The 22487-nt window shown below is 67.7% G+C and carries 17 protein-coding genes and 1 tRNA gene; 4 read left to right on the top strand and 14 right to left on the bottom strand.

The features are described 5' to 3' along the window. Nucleotides 1-14: 14 nt before the first annotated feature. The 7 genes from ABD260_RS04525 to ABD260_RS04490 form a co-directional block, all read right to left on the bottom strand. Nucleotides 15-731, bottom strand: a complete 717-nt coding sequence (locus tag ABD260_RS04525) for an ABC transporter ATP-binding protein (RefSeq protein WP_344232022.1) — start codon at nucleotides 729-731, stop codon at nucleotides 15-17. Beyond that, nucleotides 728-1594 (bottom strand): ABC transporter ATP-binding protein, encoded by an 867-nt coding sequence (locus tag ABD260_RS04520; RefSeq protein WP_344232021.1) that lies wholly within the window; start codon nucleotides 1592-1594, stop codon nucleotides 728-730. Before ABD260_RS04520 ends, ABD260_RS04525 begins: the two co-directional genes overlap by 4 nt. Next, nucleotides 1591-3303, bottom strand: a complete 1713-nt coding sequence (locus tag ABD260_RS04515; RefSeq protein ID WP_344232020.1) for a branched-chain amino acid ABC transporter permease — start codon at nucleotides 3301-3303, stop codon at nucleotides 1591-1593. The genes ABD260_RS04520 and ABD260_RS04515 overlap by 4 nt, the downstream gene beginning before the upstream one ends. Beyond that, nucleotides 3300-4616 carry a branched-chain amino acid ABC transporter permease gene (locus ABD260_RS04510; RefSeq protein WP_425553282.1) on the bottom strand — a complete coding sequence of 439 codons (1317 nt, stop codon included), beginning with the start codon at nucleotides 4614-4616 and terminating at the stop codon, nucleotides 3300-3302. Before ABD260_RS04510 ends, ABD260_RS04515 begins: the two co-directional genes overlap by 4 nt. Nucleotides 4617-4700: 84 nt before the next feature. Further along, nucleotides 4701-5930 (bottom strand): branched-chain amino acid ABC transporter substrate-binding protein, encoded by a 1230-nt coding sequence (locus ABD260_RS04500; protein ID WP_344232019.1) that lies wholly within the window; start codon nucleotides 5928-5930, stop codon nucleotides 4701-4703. A 297-nt stretch (nucleotides 5931-6227) separates the two neighbouring features. Continuing rightward, nucleotides 6228-6815, bottom strand: coding sequence for an ANTAR domain-containing response regulator (locus ABD260_RS04495; RefSeq protein ID WP_184833477.1), 588 nt, complete (start codon nucleotides 6813-6815; stop codon nucleotides 6228-6230). A 15-nt stretch (nucleotides 6816-6830) separates the two neighbouring features. Then, complete coding sequence (locus tag ABD260_RS04490) at nucleotides 6831-7475, bottom strand: transcriptional regulator (protein WP_344232018.1); 645 nt, start codon at nucleotides 7473-7475, stop codon at nucleotides 6831-6833. A gap of 73 nt (nucleotides 7476-7548) precedes the next feature. Here ABD260_RS04490 and ABD260_RS04485 point away from each other — a divergent pair. Both ABD260_RS04485 and ABD260_RS04480 read left to right on the top strand, forming a co-directional pair. Then, nucleotides 7549-7623: transfer RNA gene (locus tag ABD260_RS04485), tRNA-Leu, on the top strand. Between the two features lie 36 nt (nucleotides 7624-7659). After that, on the top strand, nucleotides 7660-8409 hold the full coding sequence (locus tag ABD260_RS04480) for a transcriptional regulator (protein ID WP_344232017.1): 750 nt from the start codon (nucleotides 7660-7662) through the stop codon (nucleotides 8407-8409). Nucleotides 8410-8514: 105 nt separating this feature from the next. Here the strand turns inward: ABD260_RS04480 and pyk are convergent, their stop codons facing one another. The 4 genes from pyk to gltB form a co-directional block, all read right to left on the bottom strand. After that, on the bottom strand, nucleotides 8515-9966 hold the full coding sequence (gene pyk, locus ABD260_RS04475; protein WP_344232016.1) for a pyruvate kinase: 1452 nt from the start codon (nucleotides 9964-9966) through the stop codon (nucleotides 8515-8517). A gap of 99 nt (nucleotides 9967-10065) precedes the next feature. Next, nucleotides 10066-11616, bottom strand: coding sequence for a metallophosphoesterase family protein (locus tag ABD260_RS04470; protein ID WP_344232015.1), 1551 nt, complete (start codon nucleotides 11614-11616; stop codon nucleotides 10066-10068). A gap of 166 nt (nucleotides 11617-11782) precedes the next feature. Beyond that, nucleotides 11783-13249 (bottom strand): glutamate synthase subunit beta, encoded by a 1467-nt coding sequence (locus ABD260_RS04465; RefSeq protein WP_344232014.1) that lies wholly within the window; start codon nucleotides 13247-13249, stop codon nucleotides 11783-11785. After that, nucleotides 13249-17787 carry a glutamate synthase large subunit gene (gltB, locus tag ABD260_RS04460; protein ID WP_344232013.1) on the bottom strand — a complete coding sequence of 1513 codons (4539 nt, stop codon included), beginning with the start codon at nucleotides 17785-17787 and terminating at the stop codon, nucleotides 13249-13251. The genes ABD260_RS04465 and gltB overlap by 1 nt, the downstream gene beginning before the upstream one ends. A 251-nt stretch (nucleotides 17788-18038) precedes the next feature. Between gltB and ABD260_RS04455 the strand changes: the two genes are divergently transcribed. Continuing rightward, nucleotides 18039-18908 (top strand): aminoglycoside phosphotransferase family protein, encoded by an 870-nt coding sequence (locus ABD260_RS04455; RefSeq protein ID WP_344232012.1) that lies wholly within the window; start codon nucleotides 18039-18041, stop codon nucleotides 18906-18908. A 169-nt stretch (nucleotides 18909-19077) separates the two neighbouring features. Here the strand turns inward: ABD260_RS04455 and ABD260_RS04450 are convergent, their stop codons facing one another. Continuing rightward, on the bottom strand, nucleotides 19078-19440 hold the full coding sequence (locus ABD260_RS04450) for a hypothetical protein (protein ID WP_344232011.1): 363 nt from the start codon (nucleotides 19438-19440) through the stop codon (nucleotides 19078-19080). 25 nt (nucleotides 19441-19465) lie between these two features. Between ABD260_RS04450 and ABD260_RS04445 the strand changes: the two genes are divergently transcribed. Then, complete coding sequence (locus tag ABD260_RS04445) at nucleotides 19466-20494, top strand: 1-aminocyclopropane-1-carboxylate deaminase (protein WP_344232010.1); 1029 nt, start codon at nucleotides 19466-19468, stop codon at nucleotides 20492-20494. A gap of 109 nt (nucleotides 20495-20603) precedes the next feature. On the opposite strand, the gene ABD260_RS04440 is transcribed toward ABD260_RS04445, so the two are convergent. Then, nucleotides 20604-21329: a VIT1/CCC1 transporter family protein gene (locus ABD260_RS04440; RefSeq protein ID WP_344232008.1), complete on the bottom strand. Its 726-nt coding sequence runs from the start codon at nucleotides 21327-21329 to the stop codon at nucleotides 20604-20606. Further along, nucleotides 21322-22440, bottom strand: a complete 1119-nt coding sequence (gene lgt / locus ABD260_RS04435) for a prolipoprotein diacylglyceryl transferase (RefSeq protein WP_344232007.1) — start codon at nucleotides 22438-22440, stop codon at nucleotides 21322-21324. The genes ABD260_RS04440 and lgt overlap by 8 nt, the downstream gene beginning before the upstream one ends. Between the last annotated feature and the right edge of the window lie 47 nt (nucleotides 22441-22487).

The following is a 22487-nucleotide window of genomic DNA, read 5'->3' as shown; positions in this document are numbered from 1 at the left end:
GACCGCGTCAGTACCTAGTCCTCGCCCAGGTAGGCCTTGCGGACCGAGTCGTTCACCAGCAGGTCCTGCCCGGTGCCGGACAGCACGATCTTGCCGACCTCCAGCACGTACCCGTAGTCGGCGCGCTTCAACGCCGCCTGCGCGTTCTGCTCGACCAGCAGGATCGTCGTACCCTGCTTCTGCAGCTCGGACACCGTCGACATGATCCGCTTCATCATGATCGGCGACAGGCCCATCGACGGCTCGTCCAGCATCATCAGCTTCGGCCGGCTCATCATCGCCCGGCCCATCGCCAGCATCTGCTGCTCACCACCGGAGAACGTCCCGGCCGGCTGCTTGCGCCGCTCCCCCAGGACCGGGAACAGGTCGTACGCCGCCTGCAGATCGGAGCGTACGCCGGCCGTGTCCTTGCGGGAGAACGCACCGAGGTACAGGTTCTCCTCGACCGAGAGCCGCGGGAAGATCCGCCGCCCCTCCGGTGAATGCGCCAGGCCGCGGGTGACGATGTCGTGCGCGGCCAGCTGGTCGATCCGCTCACCCTGGAACCAGATCTCCCCACCGATCGGCCGGAGCAGCCCGGAGATCGTCTTCAGCGTGGTCGTCTTGCCGGCGCCGTTGGTGCCGATCAGCGACACCACCTGCCCCTGCTCGACACTGAAGCTGATCTTCTTCACCGCAAGGATCTTGCCGTAGGCAACTTCGAGGTCACGGACCTCCAGCATCGCGGTCATCGGTCCTCCCCTGCCACGGTGTCCTGCGGGCGGTCATCGTCGTCGTCCTCGCCGGTGCCGATGTACGCCTCGATCACCCGGTGGTCGGACTGCACCTCGGCCGGGGTGCCCTCGATCAGGGCCTGGCCCTGGACCAGGCAGAGCACCCGGTCGCAGAGGTTGAAGATGAACCGCATGTCGTGCTCGATCACCACCACCGACAGCCCGGCGTCCCGGATCTTGAAGATCAGGTCCATCGCCTGCCGGGTCTCCTGCGGGTTCATCCCGGCCGTCGGCTCGTCCAGCAGGATCAGCTTCGGGTCGGTGGCCAGCGCCCGGGCGATCTCCAGCCGGCGCTGGTCGCCGTACGGCATGTTCCGGGCCAGGTTCTCGGCGGACTTGCCGAGGCCGACGAAGTCGAGCAGTTCCTGCGCCCGCTTCCGGGTGGCCGCCTCCTCGTGCCGGAACTTCGGCCCGTGCAGCACCGAGGTGAGCGCGCCCGCGCTGGTCCGGCAGTACCGGCCGACCATCACGTTCTCCAGCGCGGTCATGTTCGCGAACAACCGGATGTTCTGGAACGTCCGCGCCATCCCGGCCCGGACCACCGCCCGCGGCTTCGGCGGCAGCGGCGCCAGTACACCCGGCGACGCCGCGAACCGGACCTGGCCGCTGGTCGGCTTGTACAGCCCGGTCAGGCAGTTGAAGAAGGTGGTCTTGCCGGCGCCGTTCGGCCCGATCAAACCGACGATCTCGCCTTCCCGTACGGTCAGGTCGACGCCGTTCACCGCCAGCAGACCACCGAACCGCATGGTCACGCCGGACGCTTCCAGCACCGGCGCGCCGATCGGCCGATCGACCCGGTCCTGAGTTTCGGTCACCGTCATTTCGCCTCCCCGACAGCCAGGCGTTCCTCTTCGATCTCGACCGCCAGCTCCTCGTCCTCTTCGTGGAACTCGAGCTGCCGCCGCTTGCTCGCCACCAGGCCCTCCGGCCGGAAGCGCATCATCAGCACCAGCAGCAAGCCGAACAGCAGCAGCCGGTACTCGTTGAAGAACCGCAGTTTCTCCGGCAGCAGCTTCAGGATCGTTGCGCCGAGCAACACACCGGCGATGGTGCCCATCCCGCCCAGCACGATCGCGGCGAGCAGGAACGCCGACTCCAGGAAGATGTACTGGTCCGGGCTGACCGCGCCGTCCTGATGCGCCTTGATGGTGCCGGCCAGACCGGCCAGGAACGCACCGATCGCGAACGCGAGCAGCTTCAGGCCGAACACGTTCACGCCCATCGCCTCGGCGGCCTTCTCATCCTCCCGGATCGCCACCCAGCCACGTCCGATCCGGCTGTCGTTCAGCCGGGAGAACGCCAGCACGACGCCGCCGACCAGGATCAGCAGCAGGAAGTAGTAGTTCGCGTACCGGCCGAGGTCGATCCCGGCGACCGTGTGCGCGCTACCGAAGTTGAAACCGAACAGCTCGAGGTCCGGAATCCCGGGGATACCGTTCGGGCCGTTGGTCAGGTTCGGTCCGTTGTTGCCGTCCAGGTTGAACATCGCGAACCGGAAGATCTCACCGAAGCCGAGCGTCACGATGGCCAGGTAGTCACCCGACACCCGCAGCGTCGGCGAACCGATGATCAGGCCCAGGACCGCCGCCACACAGGCGCCGAGCAGGACGACCAGCAGGAACGGCGGCTTCCAGCCGATGGTCGCGAACGCCGACGTCGACAAGGTCGCCGCCACGTACGCGCCGGAACCCAGGAACGCGATGTACCCGAGGTCCAGCAGGCCGGCCAGGCCGACCACGATGTTCAGCCCGATCGCGGTCGCGCTGAAGACCAGCACCGCACCCGCGATCGACATGTTCGCGTCCGACCCGTTCTGGGTGAACGGGAACAGGAACGCCGCCGCGAACGCACCGAGCGTCAGCACCTTGCGGTGCCGCTGCCCGACGTGGCCGACGAACGTCATCGCCCCGGACCGGAACAGTGCGGTCGCCGCGGTGGCGATGAACAGCAGGCACAGGATGAACGACCAGGCGTCGGACAGTCCCAACGCGTACGCGGCCAGGAACAGCAGCGCGGCCATCAGTACGCCGATGGTGAGGATCTCCGCCCAGGCGGGCAGTCTTGCCTGGCTCAGGTCCCGCAGTTGCCGCAACGGCGACATCCAGCCGGAGACCGCCAGCAGGACAGCACCGACAGTCGAGACGTACCCACCGGGGTTCACGTTGATCAGACCGTGCGCCTGCACGGTGATCGAGACCAGGACCAGCGCCATGTACAAGGTCAGACCGGTGCCCAGGGCCCGCAACCCGAGGGTCGCGTCCAGCCACGAGCCCAGCTTGGTCAGCGGGCCTTTCTCGGCGAGCAGCAGCACCAGGGACAGCAGCGCGACGATGATCGCGAGGATCTGCAGGCCGCCTGGGTTGAAGTTGAGCGACAGGTCGTTCAGGATCTGTCCGTTGTAGCTCCAGGACAGGAACGAACCCGCGATCACGAGCACCACGCCGGCGAGGCCCAGCGGCCACGCGAGCGGCTTGTCCGGCTTCGCCGCCGGAACCTTGGTTGCCGTTTCGGCAGTCTTCACGTCGCTCATGCCCGGTCCACCACCCTCGCGCCGAGCAGGCCCTGCGGCCTGAACACCAGAACCAGAATCAGAATGACGAACGCCCAGACGTCCTTCCAGGTGCTCCCGCCGAACTGACCGGGGATGTACTGCGTGGCCATCGCCTCGACCACACCGAGGACGAGACCTCCGACGACCGCGCCGTAGATGTTGCCGATGCCACCGAGTACGGCGGCGGTGAACGCCTTCAGACCGGCCAGGAAGCCCATCCGGAACTCGATGTTGGTGTTCTGCAGACCCTGCGACACACCGGCGATCGCGGCCAGGACCGCGCCGAGGGCGAACGCGACCACGATGATCCGGTCGACGTTGATACCCATCAGCCGGGCCGTGTCCGGGTCCTGGGAGACGGCCTGCATACCGCGGCCGATCCGGGTCCGGTTGATGAAGTACCAGAGCAGGACCGCACACACCGCCAGCGCCGCGATCGTGAAGATCGCGGACCGCTGGATCGTCACCCCACCGACCTGCAAGGCCTTCCCGGTCACCACATCGATCTGCGGGAACGGGATGCGCAGCTTGGCGCTCGGCCAGTCGACCTTGGTGATCAGCGACTTGAAGATCACCCAGCCGAGCTCGGCGACCACGGCACCACCAAGGGCGGCGGCCGCGACCGACTGCATCGACGGCGTGGTGCGGGCGTTCCGGCGTACGGCCAGGCTTGTCAGCCAGCCGATTCCGGTACCGACCAGCGCGCCGACCACGATCACGCCGATGATCAGCAGCGGGTTCAGCTCACGGTTGAGCAGCCGCGCGACGATCCACAGCGCGACGGCGCCACCGGCACCGCCGAGCAGCGGGCCACGGTCGTACCACTTGGAGATCGGATGATTCAGGTCGGTCTTGCCGACCAGCCGGCCGGCCAGGTAGCCGACGGCAACGGCCAGGCCGGCGAACACAACGACCGTCCAGGCGGGCTGCTCGTAGAACAGCCGGATGAACTCCTGCAGGAAAACGGAGATGCCGATCGCGGTGATCAGCGGTGCGAGCCGTGGCGCGTTCCGCAGGGGACGGTACGCGACACGTTCCATCAGCACCGCGGTGCCGACCGACGCGATCATCGCGCCGATGATCATCACCGGCAGGATCAGGATGCTGGTGTGACCGTTGAAGAACAACAGGTACGTCGACAACGCGCCGAACGCACCGATCATGAACACCTCGCCGTGCGCGAAGTTGATCAGCTGCACAATGCCGTACACGACCGTGTATCCGACCGCGATCAGGGCGTACAGCGAGCCCAAGGTCAGCCCGTTGACGAGTTGCTGGATGAACTGGTCCACGTCGACCTCCCATCTGCCTCGGTTGTGACACGCCTCGGGGGTGGGAGGATCGCTCCCACCCCCGAGACATGAGGTCGACTGCGGTTACTTGTCCTCGAACGCCTTGGTCTCGACGGTGGTCCACTTGCCACCGGCAACCTTGTAGACGGTCAGCACCTTGGAGGTGGTGTCACCGTACTGGTCGAACGCGACCTTGCCGGTGACGCCGTCGAAGGAAACCTTGCTCATGGCATCGACCGTCGCCTGCCGGGCGGACTCGACGTCCTTGGCGTCCTTCAGCGAGGTCTTCAGCGCCTCGATGATCGAGTTCGCGGCGTCGAACGAGTAGCCGCCGTACGCAGCGTACGGCTCCTTGTAGTTCTGCGCGTTGTAGTCGGCAACGAACTTCTTCGCCGACGCCAGCGTGTCGACCGGAGCACCGACCGAGGTGGCCAGGTCACCGTCGCTGGTCTTGCCGGCCAGGGTGATGTACTTCGGGTCGAAGATGCCGTCGCCGCCCATCAGCGGGACGTTCAGGCCGGCCGCCTTCATCTGCTGCGAGAGCGGACCGGCGTTCGGGTACTCACCGCCGTAGTAGACCGCCTGCGGCTTGGTCGGCTTGATCGCGGAGATCACTGCCTGGTAGTTCGAGTCGTCCGGGTTGATCGTCTGCTTCGAGTCGATCTTGCCGCCGAGCTTCTCGAACTCCGCGGTGAAGGTGCCGACCAGGCCCTGGCCGTACGCCTTCTTGTCGTGGATCGTGGCGACGTGGGTGATCTTCGCGGTCTCGTACAGGTAGCGGGCCGCGAACGGGCCCTGGACCGCGTCCGTGGTGCAGGTGCGGAAGTACGTCGGGTACGGCCGCTTCGGGGCGGTCTGCCAGTCCACGCCCTGGGTCAGGCCCGGACCGGTGTTGGCCGGCGAGACCTGGACGATGTTCTTCGGCGCGAGCACCGGCTGCACCTGCTGGCTGGTGCTGGTGTTCAGGGTGCCGACGACGCCGATCACGTCCGCGTCGCTGGCGAGCGCGGTGGCGGCGTTCTTGCCCGGCTCGGTCTTGCCCTCGTCGTCCTTCGCGTCGACCTCGAGCTTCCAGCCCGGGATCGCGTTCGAGTCGTTGGCCTGCTTCACCGCGAGTTCGACGGAGTGCTGGATACCCAGACCCAGAGCCGACAAGTCTCCGGACAGCGGCGCGATGACGCCGATCTTCGCGGTCTTGGTCGAGCCTCCGGAGCCCCCGCCAGAGTCGTTGCCACTGCGTGAGCCGCAGGCAGTCAGGGCCAACGACGCAACGATCAGCGACGCGCCGACCCGTACTACGGAACGCTGGTGCACTGTTCCTCCCATGTCTGGATAGCCCCAGCGAAGCCGGGACCCTCGCGCATTGCCGCGAGCACCGGCAGGTTAGACCCGCCGGGAGGCACAAGCGAACAGCCCACAGCCTGTGTTGTGAGGTCGTTACCGCGGTAAGTATCGTCCGATCACCTGGTTACTGACCCGTTGCCCAAATGGTGACGCTGCGTCAGTACGCGGTGGTTTTCGGTGAGAATCGCCGATGGGAGCGCTTCCCTCGGGTACGGGTTGTCACGAACGTACGCCGCGGTTCACCTCAGGGTCACCGCGCGGGCGCGATCAGGCGTCGCCGGCCTCGTTCACGACCAGCTCCGCGACCTGGCGCATCGACACCCGCTTGTCCATCGCGGTCTTCTGAATCCAGCGGAACGAGTCCGGCTCGGACAGCCCGAACTTGGTCTGCAGGATCGACTTCGCCCGGTCCACCAGCTTGCGGGTCTCCAGCCGCTCGGACAGGTCGGCGACCTCCCGCTCCAGCTCGGCCAGCTCCACGTACCGGGAGGCGGCGATCTCGATCGCGGGCAACAGGTCGGCCTTGGAGAACGGCTTCACCAGGTACGCCATCGCGCCGGCGTCCCGGGCCCGCTCGACCAGCTCCCGCTGCGAGAACGCGGTCAGCATCAGCACCGGCGCGATCCGCTCCCCCGCGATCTTCTCGGCCGCACTCAACCCGTCCAGCTTCGGCATCTTCACGTCGAGAATCACCAGATCCGGCCGCTGCTCGATCGCCAGCCGAATCGCCTCCTCGCCGTCCCCCGCCTGCCCGACGACGTCATACCCCTCTTCCGCGAGCATCTCCGCCAGATCCATCCGAATCAAAGCTTCGTCCTCAGCGATCACCACACGCTTAGCAGTCACACCCGACACCTTATCGACCCACGATCACGACTTCGGCCCGACAAACCCATCCAGCACCGCCACACCTTCCTTACGACTGACCGCGATGGTGTCTCGCCGCGACTGTCGCCAAGCAATCCCGAGCAGATCGAGCGCCTCCGTCAGAATCTTCCGGATGTCGTCCGACTGATTCGAGAACTGGTAGCGGACGTAGAAGTAACGCAGATGCTTCCGCCCCGCCCCATGCTGCGGAAATACACAAGGCCAGTGCTTCCATCGAGCCTCGACACGAATGGCCCCGTTCCCGCCACGCAGGCAGGGGCTCGCAGTCGGCTTCACCCGCCTGATCGTCTCCGCGATCTCCCGGTTGAGCTCGCCGTACCGCTCGTCGTTGACGATCTGCAGCGTGAAAACACCCCGCCGAGCCCGCGCGATCGACCCGTCCCCCAAGTACCACCCCAGCAACAACGCGTACGCCGCCTCATCCAGCTCCGCCCCATCACACCGCGGACACGGCGTCGCCGGCCGACTTCCCCCACGAGGCAGCCCTCGCCGCTGATACAACCGCCGCCACCGCCGGATCGTCTTGATCGCAACGCCGTGCATGTTGGCATTCGCCCGATCGCTGATCCCCTGATCGGACATCCGTAGCGCGGAATCCACCGTCTCCTGCGACCTGATGTGCGGCATGCCACATACTCGCCCGAGCCACGGACATTTTCGGATGCACCGGTTGGATGAGCTAAGATCGTCCAGCGCAGATGCCCTGGTATTCCAATTCGGCAGAGAAGATGGTCTCAAACACCATACAGTGTGGGTTCGAGTCCCACCCAGGGCACAGAAAGTTGTCGGAAGCGCCTGCGAAGCTCCGTTTGTGTATGACGAGCGGACGAGGACGATCGCGCTGGACGCGATCGGGTTCGGCGAGAGTCTGAGCTCGGTCAGCAAGCGGCTGGGGATCAGCCGGGCTGCACTTCGTGAGTGGCGCGATTGCGTGGGTCGTCCTGGTTACCCGAGCGTCTGTCCTCGTTGCGCGGGCGGTCCGCTTGACGGTGCTCAGTACGCGCATCTTCTTGGGCTGTATCTCGGAGATGGTTGCCTGTCGCGGCATCGGCGCGATGTGTACGCGTTGCGGATCGCCTGTGATGGCGTCTACCCGCGGCTGATCGATGAAGCCGAGCGGGCTGTCGCCGCCGTCAACCCGAGGCGGCCGGTGCATCGGGTTCGGGCGGTTGGTTACATCTCGGTGGTTTCGTACTGGAAGCACTGGCCGTGTCTGTTTCCACAGCACGGGCCGGGCCCGAAGCACCGTCGTACGATCACGCTCGCCGATTGGCAGCGCGAGCTCGTTGCCGAGTACCCCGAACGGTTCCTCCGCGGCCTCTTCAACTCCGACGGTTGCCGGGTCGCGAACTGGGTCACCCGAACGGTCGCCGGCCAGACCAAGCGCTACGAGTACCCGCGCTACATGTTCTCGAACGAGTCCCGCGACATCATGGCGCTCTGCCAATGGGCACTGGGTCTGCTCGACATCCCGTGGCGCATGCCCCGCCCCAACGCGCTCTCTGTCGCTCGTCGGGAAGCTGTTGGGCGGATGGACGGGTTTGTCGGGGCGAAGAGCTGACGGCCTGGGGTTCGGCAGCCGGACCGGGTACGTCTGTCAATCTTTGTTCTGGAAGTAGTTGAGGCGGGCGGTCAGGTGACCGTCCGCCTCAACTGATTGTGTGGCCTACGGGTTGGGGCTGCGGTAGGCCGGGGCGATGCCTTCGATGGCGTCGCCCATGCGGTGGACTCGGAGGGCGTTGGTGGAGCCGGGGATGCTGGGTGGGGAGCCGGCGACGATGACTACCAGGTCGCCCTTCTGGACCTTGCCGAGTTCCAGCAGGCGCTGGTCTACCTGGCGGACCATTTCGTCGGTGTGGTCGACGGTGGGGACGATGTGGGTTTCGATGCCCCAGACGACGCTCAGCCAGGAGCTGACCGACGGGACCGGGGTGAAGGCGAGCAGCGGGACCTCGGTGCGGTACCGAGCGAGACGCAGCGCGGTGTCGCCGGACTGGGTGAACGCGATCAGGTACTTCGCCTCCAGCCGCTCCGCCACGTCAGCGGCGGCCCGGGCGATCACGCCGCCCTTGGTCTTCGGCTCCCACTCGATCTCCTGGACGCGGCCGAGACCGTGCTCCTCGGTGGACTCCACGATCCGCGCCATCGTCTTGACGGTCTCGATCGGGAACCGGCCGACGCTGGTCTCACCGGACAGCATCACCGCGTCGGCGCCGTCGAGCACCGCGTTCGCGACGTCGGACGCCTCGGCCCGGGTCGGCCGTGGCGCGGAGATCATCGACTCGAGCATCTGGGTGGCGACGATGACCGGCTTCGCGTTCAGCCGGGCCTGGTCGATGATCAGCTTCTGGACCAGCGGGACCTCCTCCAGCGGGAGCTCCACGCCGAGGTCGCCACGGGCCACCATGAACCCGTCGAACGCCTCGATGATCTCGTCCAGGTTCGCGACCGCCTGCGGCTTCTCGATCTTGGCGACGACCGGGATCCGCAGCCCTTCCTCGTCCATGATCTTGTGCACGAGCTGGATGTCCGCGGCGTCCCGGACGAACGACAGCGCGATCATGTCGGCCGGCAGGTGCAGCGCCCAGCGCAGGTCCTCGGCGTCCTTCTCGGACAGCGCGGGCACGCTGACCGACACACCCGGCAGGTTGATGCCCTTGTGGTTGGACACCGGCCCGCCGACGGTGACCCGGCAGACCACGTCGGTCTCGGTCACCTCCTCGGCGACGAGCGCGATCCGGCCGTCGTCGATGAGCAGCTGGTCTCCCGGGTTCACGTCTCCCGGCAGGCCGTCGTACGTCGTACCGCAGATGGTCTGGTCACCCGGCACCTCCCGGGTGGTGATCGTGAAGCGCTCGCCGTAGGTCAGGGTGGCCTTGCCTTCGGCGAACTCCGCCAGCCGGATCTTCGGGCCCTGCAGGTCGACCAGGATGCCGACGTTGCTGCCGGTCTCCGCGGCGGCGGTCCGGATCCGCTGGTAGATGCGCTCGTGCTCGGCGTGGGCGCCGTGGCTCAGATTGAGCCTGGCGACATCCATACCGGCTTGGACAAGTTCCATGATGCGCTCCGGGGCGGCCGTAGCCGGGCCGAGCGTACAAACGATCTTAGCGCGACGCACGTCACACAACCCTACTCCTGCAAACCACTGGTCCCGCTGGTCCGCCCCCCTTACCGGCCGGTGAACACTCGGTGCCGGACCGCCGCGGCGGCCGAATCGTCAATTGGACAAGGGGGTGTAGGCCCCGACGGTGACGTCGCCGGTGAGCTCGGCGGTGACGGTCTGCAGGCCGACCGGCTGACCTTTCAGGTAAGTGATCAGGGTGACCTCACCCGGCCGGCGCAGGGTGTAGCCGAGCGCGAACGCGTACGCCGCTCCCCCGGTCGTCCCGTTCGTGTACGTGGTGACCGGCCGCCCGTCCACCACCTTGGTCTCCGGCCCCACCTGCCGGTGCAGGTGCCCGGACAGCAGCAGGGTCGCGCAGCCGCGTTCGGCGGTGGCGGCGAACGACGACGGGTCGTGGACGACCATGGTCGAGATCCGCTTGTTCTCGGGCTGGGAGCAGGCGATGTCGGCGAGCCGCTTGGACTGGTGGTCGACGGTCTCGTCACCGGGCTGATCGGCGCTGCCCAGGCCGGTCTTGGTCGGGTCGCTGTCGCCGAGGAAGCGAATCCCGTCCACCTCGACGGGTTTACTGTCGAGTACGGTGAACCCGCTCTTCCGCATCGCGTCCTTCACATGCCCACCGGCGTCGTGATTGCCGGCCACCGCGACCACCTTGAAGTCCTTGAAGTGCTGCCGCAGCGAGTTGATGCTGAACAGCTCCCACTCCTGCCCCGAGGACGTGTCGTCACCGGCGTCGATCAGCAGCTTCGCGCCGGCCGCCTTCGCCACCGCGGCGGCGAACGGGTCCATCCCGATGTTGTCGTGCCGGTCGTTGACCTGGATCGCGACGGTTTCGTCCTTGCTCGGTTGATGGATCTGGCTGCTGACGCCGCTGACCTTGTCCGTGAGCTGACCGTAGAACCGGGTGGATCGCTGGTACGTCTCGACCGCGGTCTTGATCACACCGACCCCGCCGGTGGTGGAGAAGCCGGAGGCAACCTCAACGCTCTGCAGCCGGGCGTCCAGATCGAGCTCGGGCAGCAGCTTGGCGAGCGGCGTCCACTCGGTCGGCGGCGCCTCGACCCGGCGCATCCGGCCCGGCCCGAAGATGGACGCGATCGTGATCAGCATCGCGACCAGTACGACGATCGCGCGGTGCTCCACGCGCCGCTCGTGCCGGTGCACGAGATGCCACAGTTCGCGGCGGCGCCGGTACCCGATCATCGCCCACACCGTCGCGACCACGACCGTGACGAGCAGACCGGAGCCCGCGCCGGCCAGCGCGTCGTCGACCGCCATCTCCTGGATGGCCTGCTGGATCCGCGCGATCTCACCCTCGGGCTGGGCGGCGATCAGGGCGTCCCGGTTGATCAGGTCGGTGAGGTTGCTGGCGTTGGTCTCCTGGACGTCGATGTTGACGCCCATCCCGAACGGAACGTTGCTGGCGAGCCGCAATCGAGGCAGCACCGCGCCGAGATCCACCGTCGCGTGCCCGTCGAACGTCGGCGAGACGGTCGCCGCGTGCGCACCGATTGTCACCCGCTGCGAGTCGTTCACGAACGCGAGCAGTCCGATCAGCACCGAAGTCGACACGAACACCACGCTCAGCGCGGCCCAGGGAGCAATCGCCCTGAGTCGCGCCTTAGTCACCAGCCGCTTAACCACCGTTCCACCGTATTGGGCCGATCAACCGCACGCACCTCGCACCGCCGACGACGTGCCCGTCCCCCACACCATTTCAGCGGTTAACGTGCGAAGGTGCCCGTTCACGCGTCGCATGCGGCGCGTGAACAGGCACTCTCGGGGGTTCACCACTGAAGTGGCGCAGGGCTCAGACGGCCAGGGGGCGGGCGGTGGGCGGGATGGGGGTGGGCAGTGTGGACGAGCCGGTGAGGAGGGTGTCCACGCCGTTGGCGCAGGAACGGCCTTCGGCGATGGCCCAGACGATCAGCGACTGACCGCGGCCGGCGTCACCGCAAGCGAAGACACCCTCGACCGAGGTCTGGTACTGGTTGTCCCGCCGCACGTTGCCGCGCTCGTCCAGCTCGACCCCGAGCTGCTCGAGGAAACCCTCGCGCTCCGGCCCGACAAAGCCCATCGCCAGCAGTACGAGCTGCGCCGGAATCGTCCGCTCGCTGCCTTCCACCGGGTTGAACTTGCCGTCCTTGAACTCGACCTCGACCAGGTTCAGTCCGGCAACGTTGCCGTCGGCATCGGCTTCGAAGTTCACGGTCGAGACGGCGTACACCCGCTCGCCGCCCTCTTCGTGCGCGGACGCGACCCGGTAGATCATCGGGTACGTCGGCCACGGCTGATTGCCCGGGCGGTCGTCACCCGGCCGCGGCATGATCTCCAGCTGGGTCACCGAACGGGCGCCCTGCCGGTGCGCCGTCCCGAGGCAGTCCGCGCCGGTGTCGCCGCCGCCGATGATCACCACGTCCTTGTCGGTGGCAACGATCTGGTCCTCGACGGTCCGGCCGAGCGCGGTCCGGTTCGCCTGCGGCAGGTACTCCATCGCCTGGTGGATTCCGCCGTACTCGCGACCCGGCACCGGTAGATCACGCGCCGCCGTCGAGCCGGTCGCGATCACCACCGCGTCGTACCGCTGCTTGAGCTGGGTACCGGTCACGTCCACGCCGACGTTGACGCCGGAACGGAAGACGGTGCCCTCCTCCTTCATCTGCTGGATCCGGCGGTCGACCTGTTCCTTTTCCATCTTGAACTCGGGGATGCCGTAGCGCAGCAGCCCGCCCGGGGCGTCGGCGCGCTCGTACACCGCGACCGTGTGACCCGCGCGGGTCAGCTGCTGCGCGGCGGCCAGGCCGGCCGGGCCGGAGCCGACGACGGCGATCGTCTTACCGGTCAGCCATTCCGGCGGCTGCGGCTTGACGTCACCGGTCTCCCAGGCCTTGTCGATGATCGCGACCTCGACGTTCTTGATCGTCACCGGGTCCTGGTTGATGCCGAGTACGCAGGCGGTCTCGCACGGCGCCGGGCAGAGCCGGCCGGTGAACTCCGGGAAGTTGTTGGTCGCGTGCAGCCGCTCGATCGCGCTGGACCAGTCGTCCCGCCAGACCAGGTCGTTCCACTCCGGGATCAGGTTGCCCAGCGGGCAGCCGTTGTGGCAGAACGGGATGCCGCAGTCCATACAGCGCCCGGCCTGCTTGGTGATGATCGGCAGCAGCGCCTTGCCCGGCCCGCCGGGGTAGACCTCTTTCCAGTCCTGGACGCGCTCGCCGACCGGCCGCCGCTCGGCGACCTCCCGGCCGGTGGTCAGGAATCCCTTCGGGTCAGCCATCAGATGGCCTCCATCATCGCTCGCGTGGTGGCGTCCTCGTCCAGCCCGTCGCGTTCGGCGGCCGCCTTGGCCGCCAGCACCCGGGCGTAGTCGCGGGGCATCACTGTCGTAAACCGCGAACCTGCCGCTTCCCAGTCGGCGAGCAGCTTGGCGGCCCGTTCCGATCCGGTCTCCTCGAAGTGCCTGCGGACCAGGTCGTGCAGCAGTTCGGACTCGTCGGTGGTGACCGCGTGCAGGTCCACCAGCTCGGGGTTCACCAACGCCGGGTCCAGGTCGATCACGTGGGCCACGCCGCCCGACATGCCGGCCGCGAAGTTCCGGCCGACGGCGCCGAGTACGACGACGCGCCCACCGGTCATGTACTCGCACGCGTGGTCGCCGACTGCTTCGACAACCGCGGTCGCGCCCGAGTTGCGTACGCAGAACCGCTGTCCCGCGCCGCCGGAGATGAACAGTTCGCCGGAGGTGGCGCCGTACGCGATCACGTTGCCGGCGATGATCTGGTCGGCCGCGTCGAACCGGGCGTGCCGGTCCGGACGGATCACCACCCGGCCACCGGACAGGCCCTTGCCGACGTAGTCGTTGGCGTCACCCTCGAGCCGGAGCGTGACTCCGCGCGGTACGAAAGCAGCGAACGAATTGCCCGCCGACCCGGTGAAGGTCAGGTCGATGGTGCCGTCGGCCAGCCCGGCCGCGCGGTACCGCTTGGTGATCTCGTGGCCGAGCATGGTGCCGACGGTCCGGTTGACGTTCCGGATCGCGAGCTGGGCCCGGACCGGTTCGCCGTTCTCCAGCGCGGGCGCGCAGATCCGGATCAGCTCGTTGTCGAGCGCCTTGTCCAGGCCGTGGTTCTGCTCGACGGTCTGGTGCCGGGACGCGCCCTCGGGCAGCGCCGGGACGTGCAGGATCGGCGTCAGGTCGAGACCGTCGGCCTTCCAGTGGTCGACCGCGCGCTCGATGTCCAGCACCTCGGCGTGCCCGATCGCCTCGTCCAGGGTCCGGAAACCGAGCTCCGCCAGGTACTCGCGGACCTCCTCGGCGATGAACTCGAAGAAGTTCACCACGAACTCCGGCTTCCCGCTGAACCGCTCACGGAGCACCGGGTTCTGGGTGGCGACGCCGACCGGGCAGGTGTCCAGGTGGCAGACCCGCATCATGATGCAGCCCGACACCACCAGCGGAGCGGTCGCGAAACCGTACTCCTCGGCGCCGAGCAGGGCGGCGATGACGACGTCCCGGCCGGTCTTCAGCTGGCCGTCGGTCTGGACGACGATCCGGTCCCGCAATCCGTTCAGCAGCAGGGTTTGCTGGGTTTCGGCCAGGCCGAGCTCCCACGGACCACCGGCGTGCTTCAGCGAGGTCAGCGGCGCCGCGCCGGTGCCGCCGTCGTGGCCGGAGATCAGTACGACGTCCGCGTGCGCCTTGGAGACCCCCGCGGCGATCGTCCCGACGCCGACCTCCGACACCAGCTTCACATGGATGCGAGCGGCAGGGTTGGCGTTCTTCAGGTCGTGGATCAGCTGCGCCAGGTCCTCGATCGAGTAGATGTCGTGGTGCGGCGGCGGCGAGATCAGGCCGACGCCGGGCGTCGAGTGCCGGGTGCTCGCCACCCACGGGTACACCTTCGGGCCGGGCAACTGCCCGCCCTCGCCGGGCTTCGCGCCCTGCGCCATCTTGATCTGGATGTCGTCGGAGTTCGTCAAGTACTCGGCGGTGACGCCGAAGCGCCCGGACGCGACCTGCTTGATCGAACTGCGCCGCTCCGGGTCGTACAGCCGGTCGGCGTCCTCGCCGCCCTCGCCGGTGTTCGACTTGCCGCCGAGCCGGTTCATCGCGATCGCCAGCGTGGTGTGCGCCTCGGCGCTGATCGAGCCGTAGCTCATCGCACCGGTGGAGAACCGCTTCACGATCGCGCTGACCGGCTCGACCTCGTCGATCGAGATCGGTGCCCGGTCGCTCTTGAACCCGAACAGGCCGCGGAGCGTCATCAGCCGCTCGGACTGCTCGTCGACCTTCGCCGTGTACTGCTTGAAGATGTCGTACCGCCCGGTGCGGGTGCTGTGCTGCAGCCGGAACACCGTGTCCGGGTCGAACAAGTGCGGCTCGCCCTCACGGCGCCACTGGTACTCGCCGCCGATCTCGAGCTTGCGGTGCGCCGGCAAGATGCCATCGGCCGGGTACGCGCGCAGGTGCCGCCGGCGGACCTCCTCGGCGAGGGTGTCCAGGCCGATCCCGCCGAGCTTCGACGACGTACCGGTGAAGTACTGCTCGACCAGCTCCGGGGCCAGCCCGTTCGCCTCGAAGATCTGGGCTCCCGTGTACGACGCGACCGTCGACACACCCATCTTCGACATCACCTTGAGGACGCCCTTGCCGAGCGACTTCACCACGTTGCGGACGGCCTGCTCCGGCTCGATGCCCGGCAGGTACGTGCCCTGACGGCACAGGTCCTCGACCGATTCCAGCGCCAGGTACGGGTTGATGGCTGCCGCGCCGTACCCCATCAGCAACGCGACATGGTGCACCTCGCGGACGTCACCGGCCTCGACCACCAGCCCGACCTGCGTCCGCGTCTTCTCGCGGACCAGGTGGTGGTGGATCGCGGCGGTCAGCAGCAGCGACGGAATCGGCGCGTGGTCCGCGTTCGAGTGCCGGTCGGACAGCACCAGGATGCGGGCACCGTCCTGGATCGCGGCGCTCGCCTCGGCGCACAGCTCGTCGAGCCGTGCCTTCAGCGCATCGCCACCGCCCTCGACGTCGTACACGCCGCGCAGGACCGTGGTGGCCAGGCCGGGCATGTCGCCGTCGAGGTTGATGTGCCGGAGCTTGGCCAGCTCGTCGTTGGTGATCACCGGGAACGGGATCACCACCTGGCGGCAGGACGCCGGGCTCGGGTTCAGCAGGTTCGACTCCGGGCCGAGGCTGGACGACAGCGAGGTCACCAGCTCCTCGCGGATCGCGTCCAGCGGCGGGTTCGTGACCTGGGCGAACAGCTGCGCGAAGTAGTCGAACAGCAGTCGCGGGCGATCGCTCAGCACGGCGATCGGCGTGTCCGTACCCATCGAACCGATCGGCTCCGCGGCGGACTTCGCCATCGGCGTGAGGATGACCCGAAGCTCCTCCTCCGTGTACCCGAAGACCTGCTGCCGGCGGGTCACGGACGCGTGGCTGTGCACCACGTGCTCCCGCTCGTGCAGGTCCTCGAAGCGGATCAGGCCGGCGTGCAGCCATTCGTCGTACGGGTGCTCGGTGGCGAGCGCGTTCTTCACCTCGGCATCGGTGATGATCCGGTGCGCGCCGGTGTCGACCAGGAAGATCCGGCCCGGCTCCAGGCGGCCCTTCTCGGTCACGGTCGCCGGGTCGATGTCGAGCACGCCGGCCTCGGAAGCCAGGACGACCAGGCCGTCGTCGGTGACCCAGTAGCGCGACGGGCGCAGGCCGTTGCGGTCCAGGACCGCGCCGACCTTGGTGCCGTCGGAGAACACGACCGACGCCGGGCCGTCCCACGGCTCCATCACCGTCGAGTGGAACTCGTAGAACGCACGCCGCTTCGGGTCCATCGTGGCGGCGTTCTCCCACGCCTCCGGGATCATCATCAGCATCGCGTGCGGCAGCGAACGGCCGCCGAGGTGCAGCAACTCCAGCACCTCGTCGAAGGACGCCGAGTCCGAAGCACCCGGCGTACAGATCGGGTAGAGCTGCTCCAGGTCACCCGGGATCACGTCACTGGCCAGCAGCGCCTCGCGGGCCCGCATCCAGTTCCGGTTGCCCTGGACGGTGTTGATCTCGCCGTTGTGCGCGATGTACCGGTACGGGTGCGCGAGCGGCCAGGACGGGAACGTGTTCGTCGAGAACCGGCTGTGCACGACGCCGATCGCCGAGGCGAGATCCGGGTCGGTCAGCTCGGGGAAGAACTTGTCCAGCTGGTCGGTGGTCAGCATCCCCTTGTAGGTGATGGTCCGGCTGGACAGCGACGGGAAGTACGTCGCCGTGTCCTTCTCGGCGCGCTTCCGCAGCCGGAAGGCCATCCGCTCCAAGGCCAGGCCGAGTACGCGACCCGACTTGGCGGCCACGAACAGCTGCTTGAAGGTCGGCATCACCGAACGCGCGGTCGAGCCGAGCAGCTCGGGGGTGGTCGGGACGTCCCGCCAGCCGACCACCGACAGCTGCTCCTCGGCGGCGAGCTCCTCGATCCGCTGCGTCGCCTTCGCGGCGTCGTCCGGGTCGGCCGGGAGGAACGCGATCCCGGTCGCGTAGCTGTGCGGCACCGGCAGCTCGAACTCGCACACCTTGCGGTAGTACGCGTCCGGGACCTGAATCAGGATGCCGGCACCGTCACCCGAATCGGGCTCGGCGCCGGACGCACCACGATGCTCGAGATTCCGCAGGGCGGTCAAAGCTTTGGCCACGATGTCGTGGCTCGGTTCACCGGTCAGGGTCGCAACGAAAGCCACACCGCACGCGTCGTGCTCGTGCTTTCCGTCGTACAAACCCTCGCTCGGGCGGTGCCGGCTGAAAAGAGGCGGGCTACCAAACATCCAGGAGCTCCCGTCGTCCTACGGTCAAATACAACTGGCCGCGGGACAACACTGGCCCAAGCCGGGTATCCCGAGACTACCTCATCACGCCCACCAACTGGACTTCCCGTCCACAGCGCAACGCCACCATGACGTTCAGTAAGCAAGCGCTCACTACCAGCCCTCATCTTCTCAGCCCGGTGGCGTCCGCGGCCACCAATCCACCGGAAATTCACCTGCGCCGGCGGGTGGGTTGCTGATAGTCCGATGCGATGAACTGGCAGCCCTCCCCCGCCTGGAAAGGGCTCACCAACGGCACCGGCCAGGCAAACGGCGGCGTGTGGCGTACGCCCGACGGCACGGTCGTGAAACGGCTGATTCCCGGCGTACGGGCGCCGCGGCACCACGCGTACTGGGAACGTCAGGCACTCGTCGCCGAGTCGGGCATCGTGGCGCGTACCCCTGGACTACATGCCCCCGAGTGCTTGGGCGTGGAGCGTGACGACGAGGGCATCACACTGCGGACCGCGTACACACCTCCTGCCGAGTGGTCCCCCGAAGCGCTGGCCGAAGCTCTGGGGCGGTTCGCGGCGTCGGGGCTGGTTGAGCCGTCGTGGGGTGCCCGAAACATTCTCCGAGACCGCCTACGCACCGTGGAGCAACGTGGCGGCTGGGCTCCCCTGATCCACGCCGGCCTGGCACCACCCGCCGTACCCGAACTCTGGCATCACCGCGAAGCCGCCCTCGCGACCCTGGACGCCCTCCCCAAGGTCCCAACCCACGGCGACGCCCACCCCGCCAACCTCCCCGGCCGCGACGGCGCCGACGTCATCGCCATCGACTGGGAACAGTTCGGCTTAGGTCCCACCGGCTTCGACCTCGCCTACCTGGCGCTGGCCGTCGACGTCCCCCTACAAGCCCTAGCCGCCGCCCACGGCGAGACCACCGCTACCGACATACGCGGGGCCACCTACGCCGACTCGGGCAACTCCGGCGACCTGCTCAGGGGCGCCACGCTGGTAGCCGCCTACACCGCGATCTCCCGCGCCGCCTGGTCCCTGACCCAACCCAACCCCGGCGACCACCTACACCGCCTCACCACCCTGTCCACCCTCATCGCCAACGCCCCCACCTACATCTAATCCAGGCACCGAACAACGGGTAGTGGTCCCGCTGCACGGGTCCGCCTCAAGCACACGACCACGACCGAGCCGGCCGCCAGCACCTACCACTACCCGTGCTTCGGTACCTGTTCCAGCCAGGCTTGGTGGAAGGCGCTGTAGTTCGGAAAGCGGGTTGTGGTGGCTTCGATCAGGACCTGGTGGACGGACGGTGGGGGTCTGGGGAGCAGGATCTGGGCGGCGCGGCGCGCCAGTCGTACACGAGGAGTGGGCCGGCTGGGGACTCGATCACGGCGTGGAGGGCTGGCAGCGCGTGGTGCTTGACCGATCGGGCGAGGGCGGCGGCGTTGCGCAGGAGGGCTACCCGGGCGTCGAAGTCGAGGTGTTCGGTGGTCGCGGTGGGGTTGCCGGCGGTTTCTACGAAGTAGCGCGTGGTGGGGGCCTGGACGCCGTACGAGACGTTTCCGGAGTCCTGGGTGGTGAAACGGGTGAAGATGGTTCCCAACCGGGTCAGGTACGCGGGCGGGCTGACGTCGATCTTGCCGGGGAACATCCTGCGGACTCTAGTGGAGGTTCTGATGGGGCTTGGGGACTTTGAGCGGTATCCGTTGTTGTTCGGGGTTAGTCCGGTGCATCCGTTGGAGCGGTTGTCGGGGTACTTGGGTGGGGCGAAGGTGTGGGCCAAGCGGGAGGACTGCAACTCGGGGCTCGCGTACGGCGGGAACAAGACGCGGAAGCTCGAGTACTTGATCCCGGACGCGCTCCGGCAAGGGGCCGACACGTTGGTTTCGATTGGCGGGTATCAGTCGAACCACACCCGTCAGGTCGCCGCCGTCGCCGCCAAAGTCGGGATGAAGGCGGTCCTGGTCCAGGAGAATTGGGTGAACTGGCCGGACGCGCTCAACGACCGGGTCGGGAACATCATGCTCAGCCGGATCATGGGTGCCGAGGTGCGGCTGGATCCGGCCGGGTTCGGGATCGGGTTCAAGGACAGCTGGAAACAGGCGCTCGCGGACGTGGAAGCGCGCGGCAGCACCCCGTACGCGATCCCGGCCGGTGCCTCGGACCACAAGCTCGGCGGGCTCGGGTTCGCCAACTGGGCGTACGAGGTCCAGCAGCAGGAACGCGAACTCGGGATCTTCTTCGACACCATCGTGGTCTGCTCCGTGACCGGCTCCACGCACGCCGGGATGATCGCCGGTTTCGCCGGCCAGGACCGGCTGCGCCGGGTGATCGGCATCGACGCCAGCGCCAAGCTCCAGGAAACTCGCGACCAGGTCGAACGCATCGCCCGCGCCACCGCCGCCCTGATCGGCCTCGGCCGCGACCTCCGCGCGGACGAAATCACCGTGCTCGAGGGCTGGGCCGGAGACGAGTACGGCGTACCCGTGCAATCCACCTTGGACGCGATCCACCTCACCGGCGCCCTCGAAGGCATGATCATCGACCCCGTGTACGAAGGAAAGTCCATGGCCGGCCTGATCGACCTGATCCGCACCGGCGAAATCCCCAAGGACTCCACCGTCCTGTACGCCCACCTCGGCGGCCAACCCGCCCTGAACGCCTACAGCAGCCTGTTCACCCAGCCGCGACCGCTCGCCGACTGATCACCAGCCTCCGTCGAAGAACGCTTCGAGGCCGGGTAGTTGATGCGCACAGGCTAGGCGAACCCACGCGGCGTATCACGCCGGCGCGTCCCCGCAGGTGGCGCGGGCGCTATCCGATGCCTGGGCCGACGAGGGTGCCAACGGAATAGGTGAGGGCGGCGGCTGCGGCGCCTAGGAGGAGTTGGCGTAGGCCCGAGTACCACCAGGAGCGGGAGGTTACGCGGGAGACTACGGCTCCGCAGGCGAAGAGGGCGGTTAGGGAGAGGATCAGGGACGGCAGGACGTTGCCGGCGCCGAAGAGGTACGGGGCCAGCGGGATGAAGGCGCCGATGGCGAAGCAGATGAAGGACGAGGCGGCGGCGACTACCGGGTTGGGGAGGTCGGTGGGGTCGATGCCGAGCTCTTCGCGGACGTGTTCTTCCAGGGCCTGGTCGGGGTCGGCGTGGAACTGTTTGGCGACCTTGCTGGCGAGATCCGGGTCCAGGCCTTTGGCGCGGTACGTTTCGGCGAGCTCGATCTCCTCGTCGAGGGGGTGTTTCTTGATCTCGCCGCGTTCGACCTCGATCTCGGCGTGGGCGAGCTCGCGCTGGGAGGCGACTGAGGTGTACTCGCCGGCGGCCATCGAGAACGCACCTGCTGCTAGACCTGCGAGGCCGGCGAGCACGATCAGTTTGGAGCCGGAGTTGGTGCCGCCGTCCATGCCGGCGATCAGGGCGAAGTTGGAGACGAGGCCGTCCATGGCGCCGAACACCGCCGGCCGGAGCCAGCCGCCGGTGACATCACGGTGCGTGTGATCCCCGTGATGCTCCGCCGACACCTGCGGAAACTCAGTCACGCGACCCGTTCGCCGAGGTGTCCACGCCGGAGCTGTCGCCGGTGGTTGCTGTTCGCGCCGGGGTCGCCTCGGCAGCCGGTCCTCCGGCCGGCTCTGCCGAGGCGGAGGTGCTAGTAGTCGGACTGTTGCCAGTGGTCGAGGCGGCGTTGTCCGATGTGCTGTCGGCAGCAGTGGGGTCGTCGGTTGATGGAGCGCCGTCGGTCGGGGCGGCGGTTCCGTCGGCGGGAGTTCCGTCCGCTGAGGTGGGGGTGGGTTTGCCGGCGGCTGGGCCGGTGGAGATGTCTTCTTGGCCGGGGTGTTTGCGGGCGCTGAGGATGAAGGCGGCTACCGCGAGGACGAACAGGATGAGGGCTGTCCACACGTTCAGGCGGAGGCCGAAGATGTGGTTGACGGTGTCGATGCGGAGGTTCTCGATCCAAGCGCGGCCGGCCGTGTAGCCGGCTACGTACAGGAAGAACGCACGGCCGTGGCCCAGTTTGAAGCGGCGGTCGGCGAGGAGTACCAGACCGACCACACCCAGGTTCCAAACAGCCTCGTAAAGGAACGTCGGCTGGAAGGTGGCGAAGTTCGCGTACCCGTCCGGCCGGTGTTCGGGCGAGATCTCCAAGCCCCACGGCTTCGTCGTCGGACGGCCGAAGAGTTCCTGGTTGAAGTAGTTGCCGAACCGCCCGAAGATCTGCGCCAGCGCGATCCCGGGCGCGATCGCGTCCGCGACCGCCAGGAACGGCACCTTGGCCCGCCGGCAAGCGATCCAGGCGCCCAAAGCCCCGAAACCGACCGCACCCCAAATGCCCAGCCCGCCGTGCCAGATCTTCAGCGCGTCGATCGGGTTCCGGCCGTCGCCGAAGTACAGCTCGTTGTCGGTGACGACGTGGTAGATCCGCGCCCCGACCAGCCCGAACGGGATCGCCCAGAACATGATGTCGGCCAGTACGGGCGCCGAGCCGCCGCGCGCGATCCACCGGCGCCGGCCGAGCCAGTACCCGGCGAAGATGCCGGCCAGGATGCACAGCGCGTACGCGCGGATCGGCAGGCCGAGGACGTGCCAGACACCCTGGCTTGGGCTGGGAATGAACTCCGGAACCATCACGGCAGCAATCAAACTAGACATGGCAAGGGGGAACGCTACTCGACCCGGCAAGGCACGGCCAGAAACGG

This window comes from Kribbella hippodromi (assembly GCF_039531045.1).
GTDB lineage: Bacteria > Actinomycetota > Actinomycetes > Propionibacteriales > Kribbellaceae > Kribbella > Kribbella hippodromi.
This window is presented reverse-complemented; position numbering and strand designations above follow the sequence as displayed.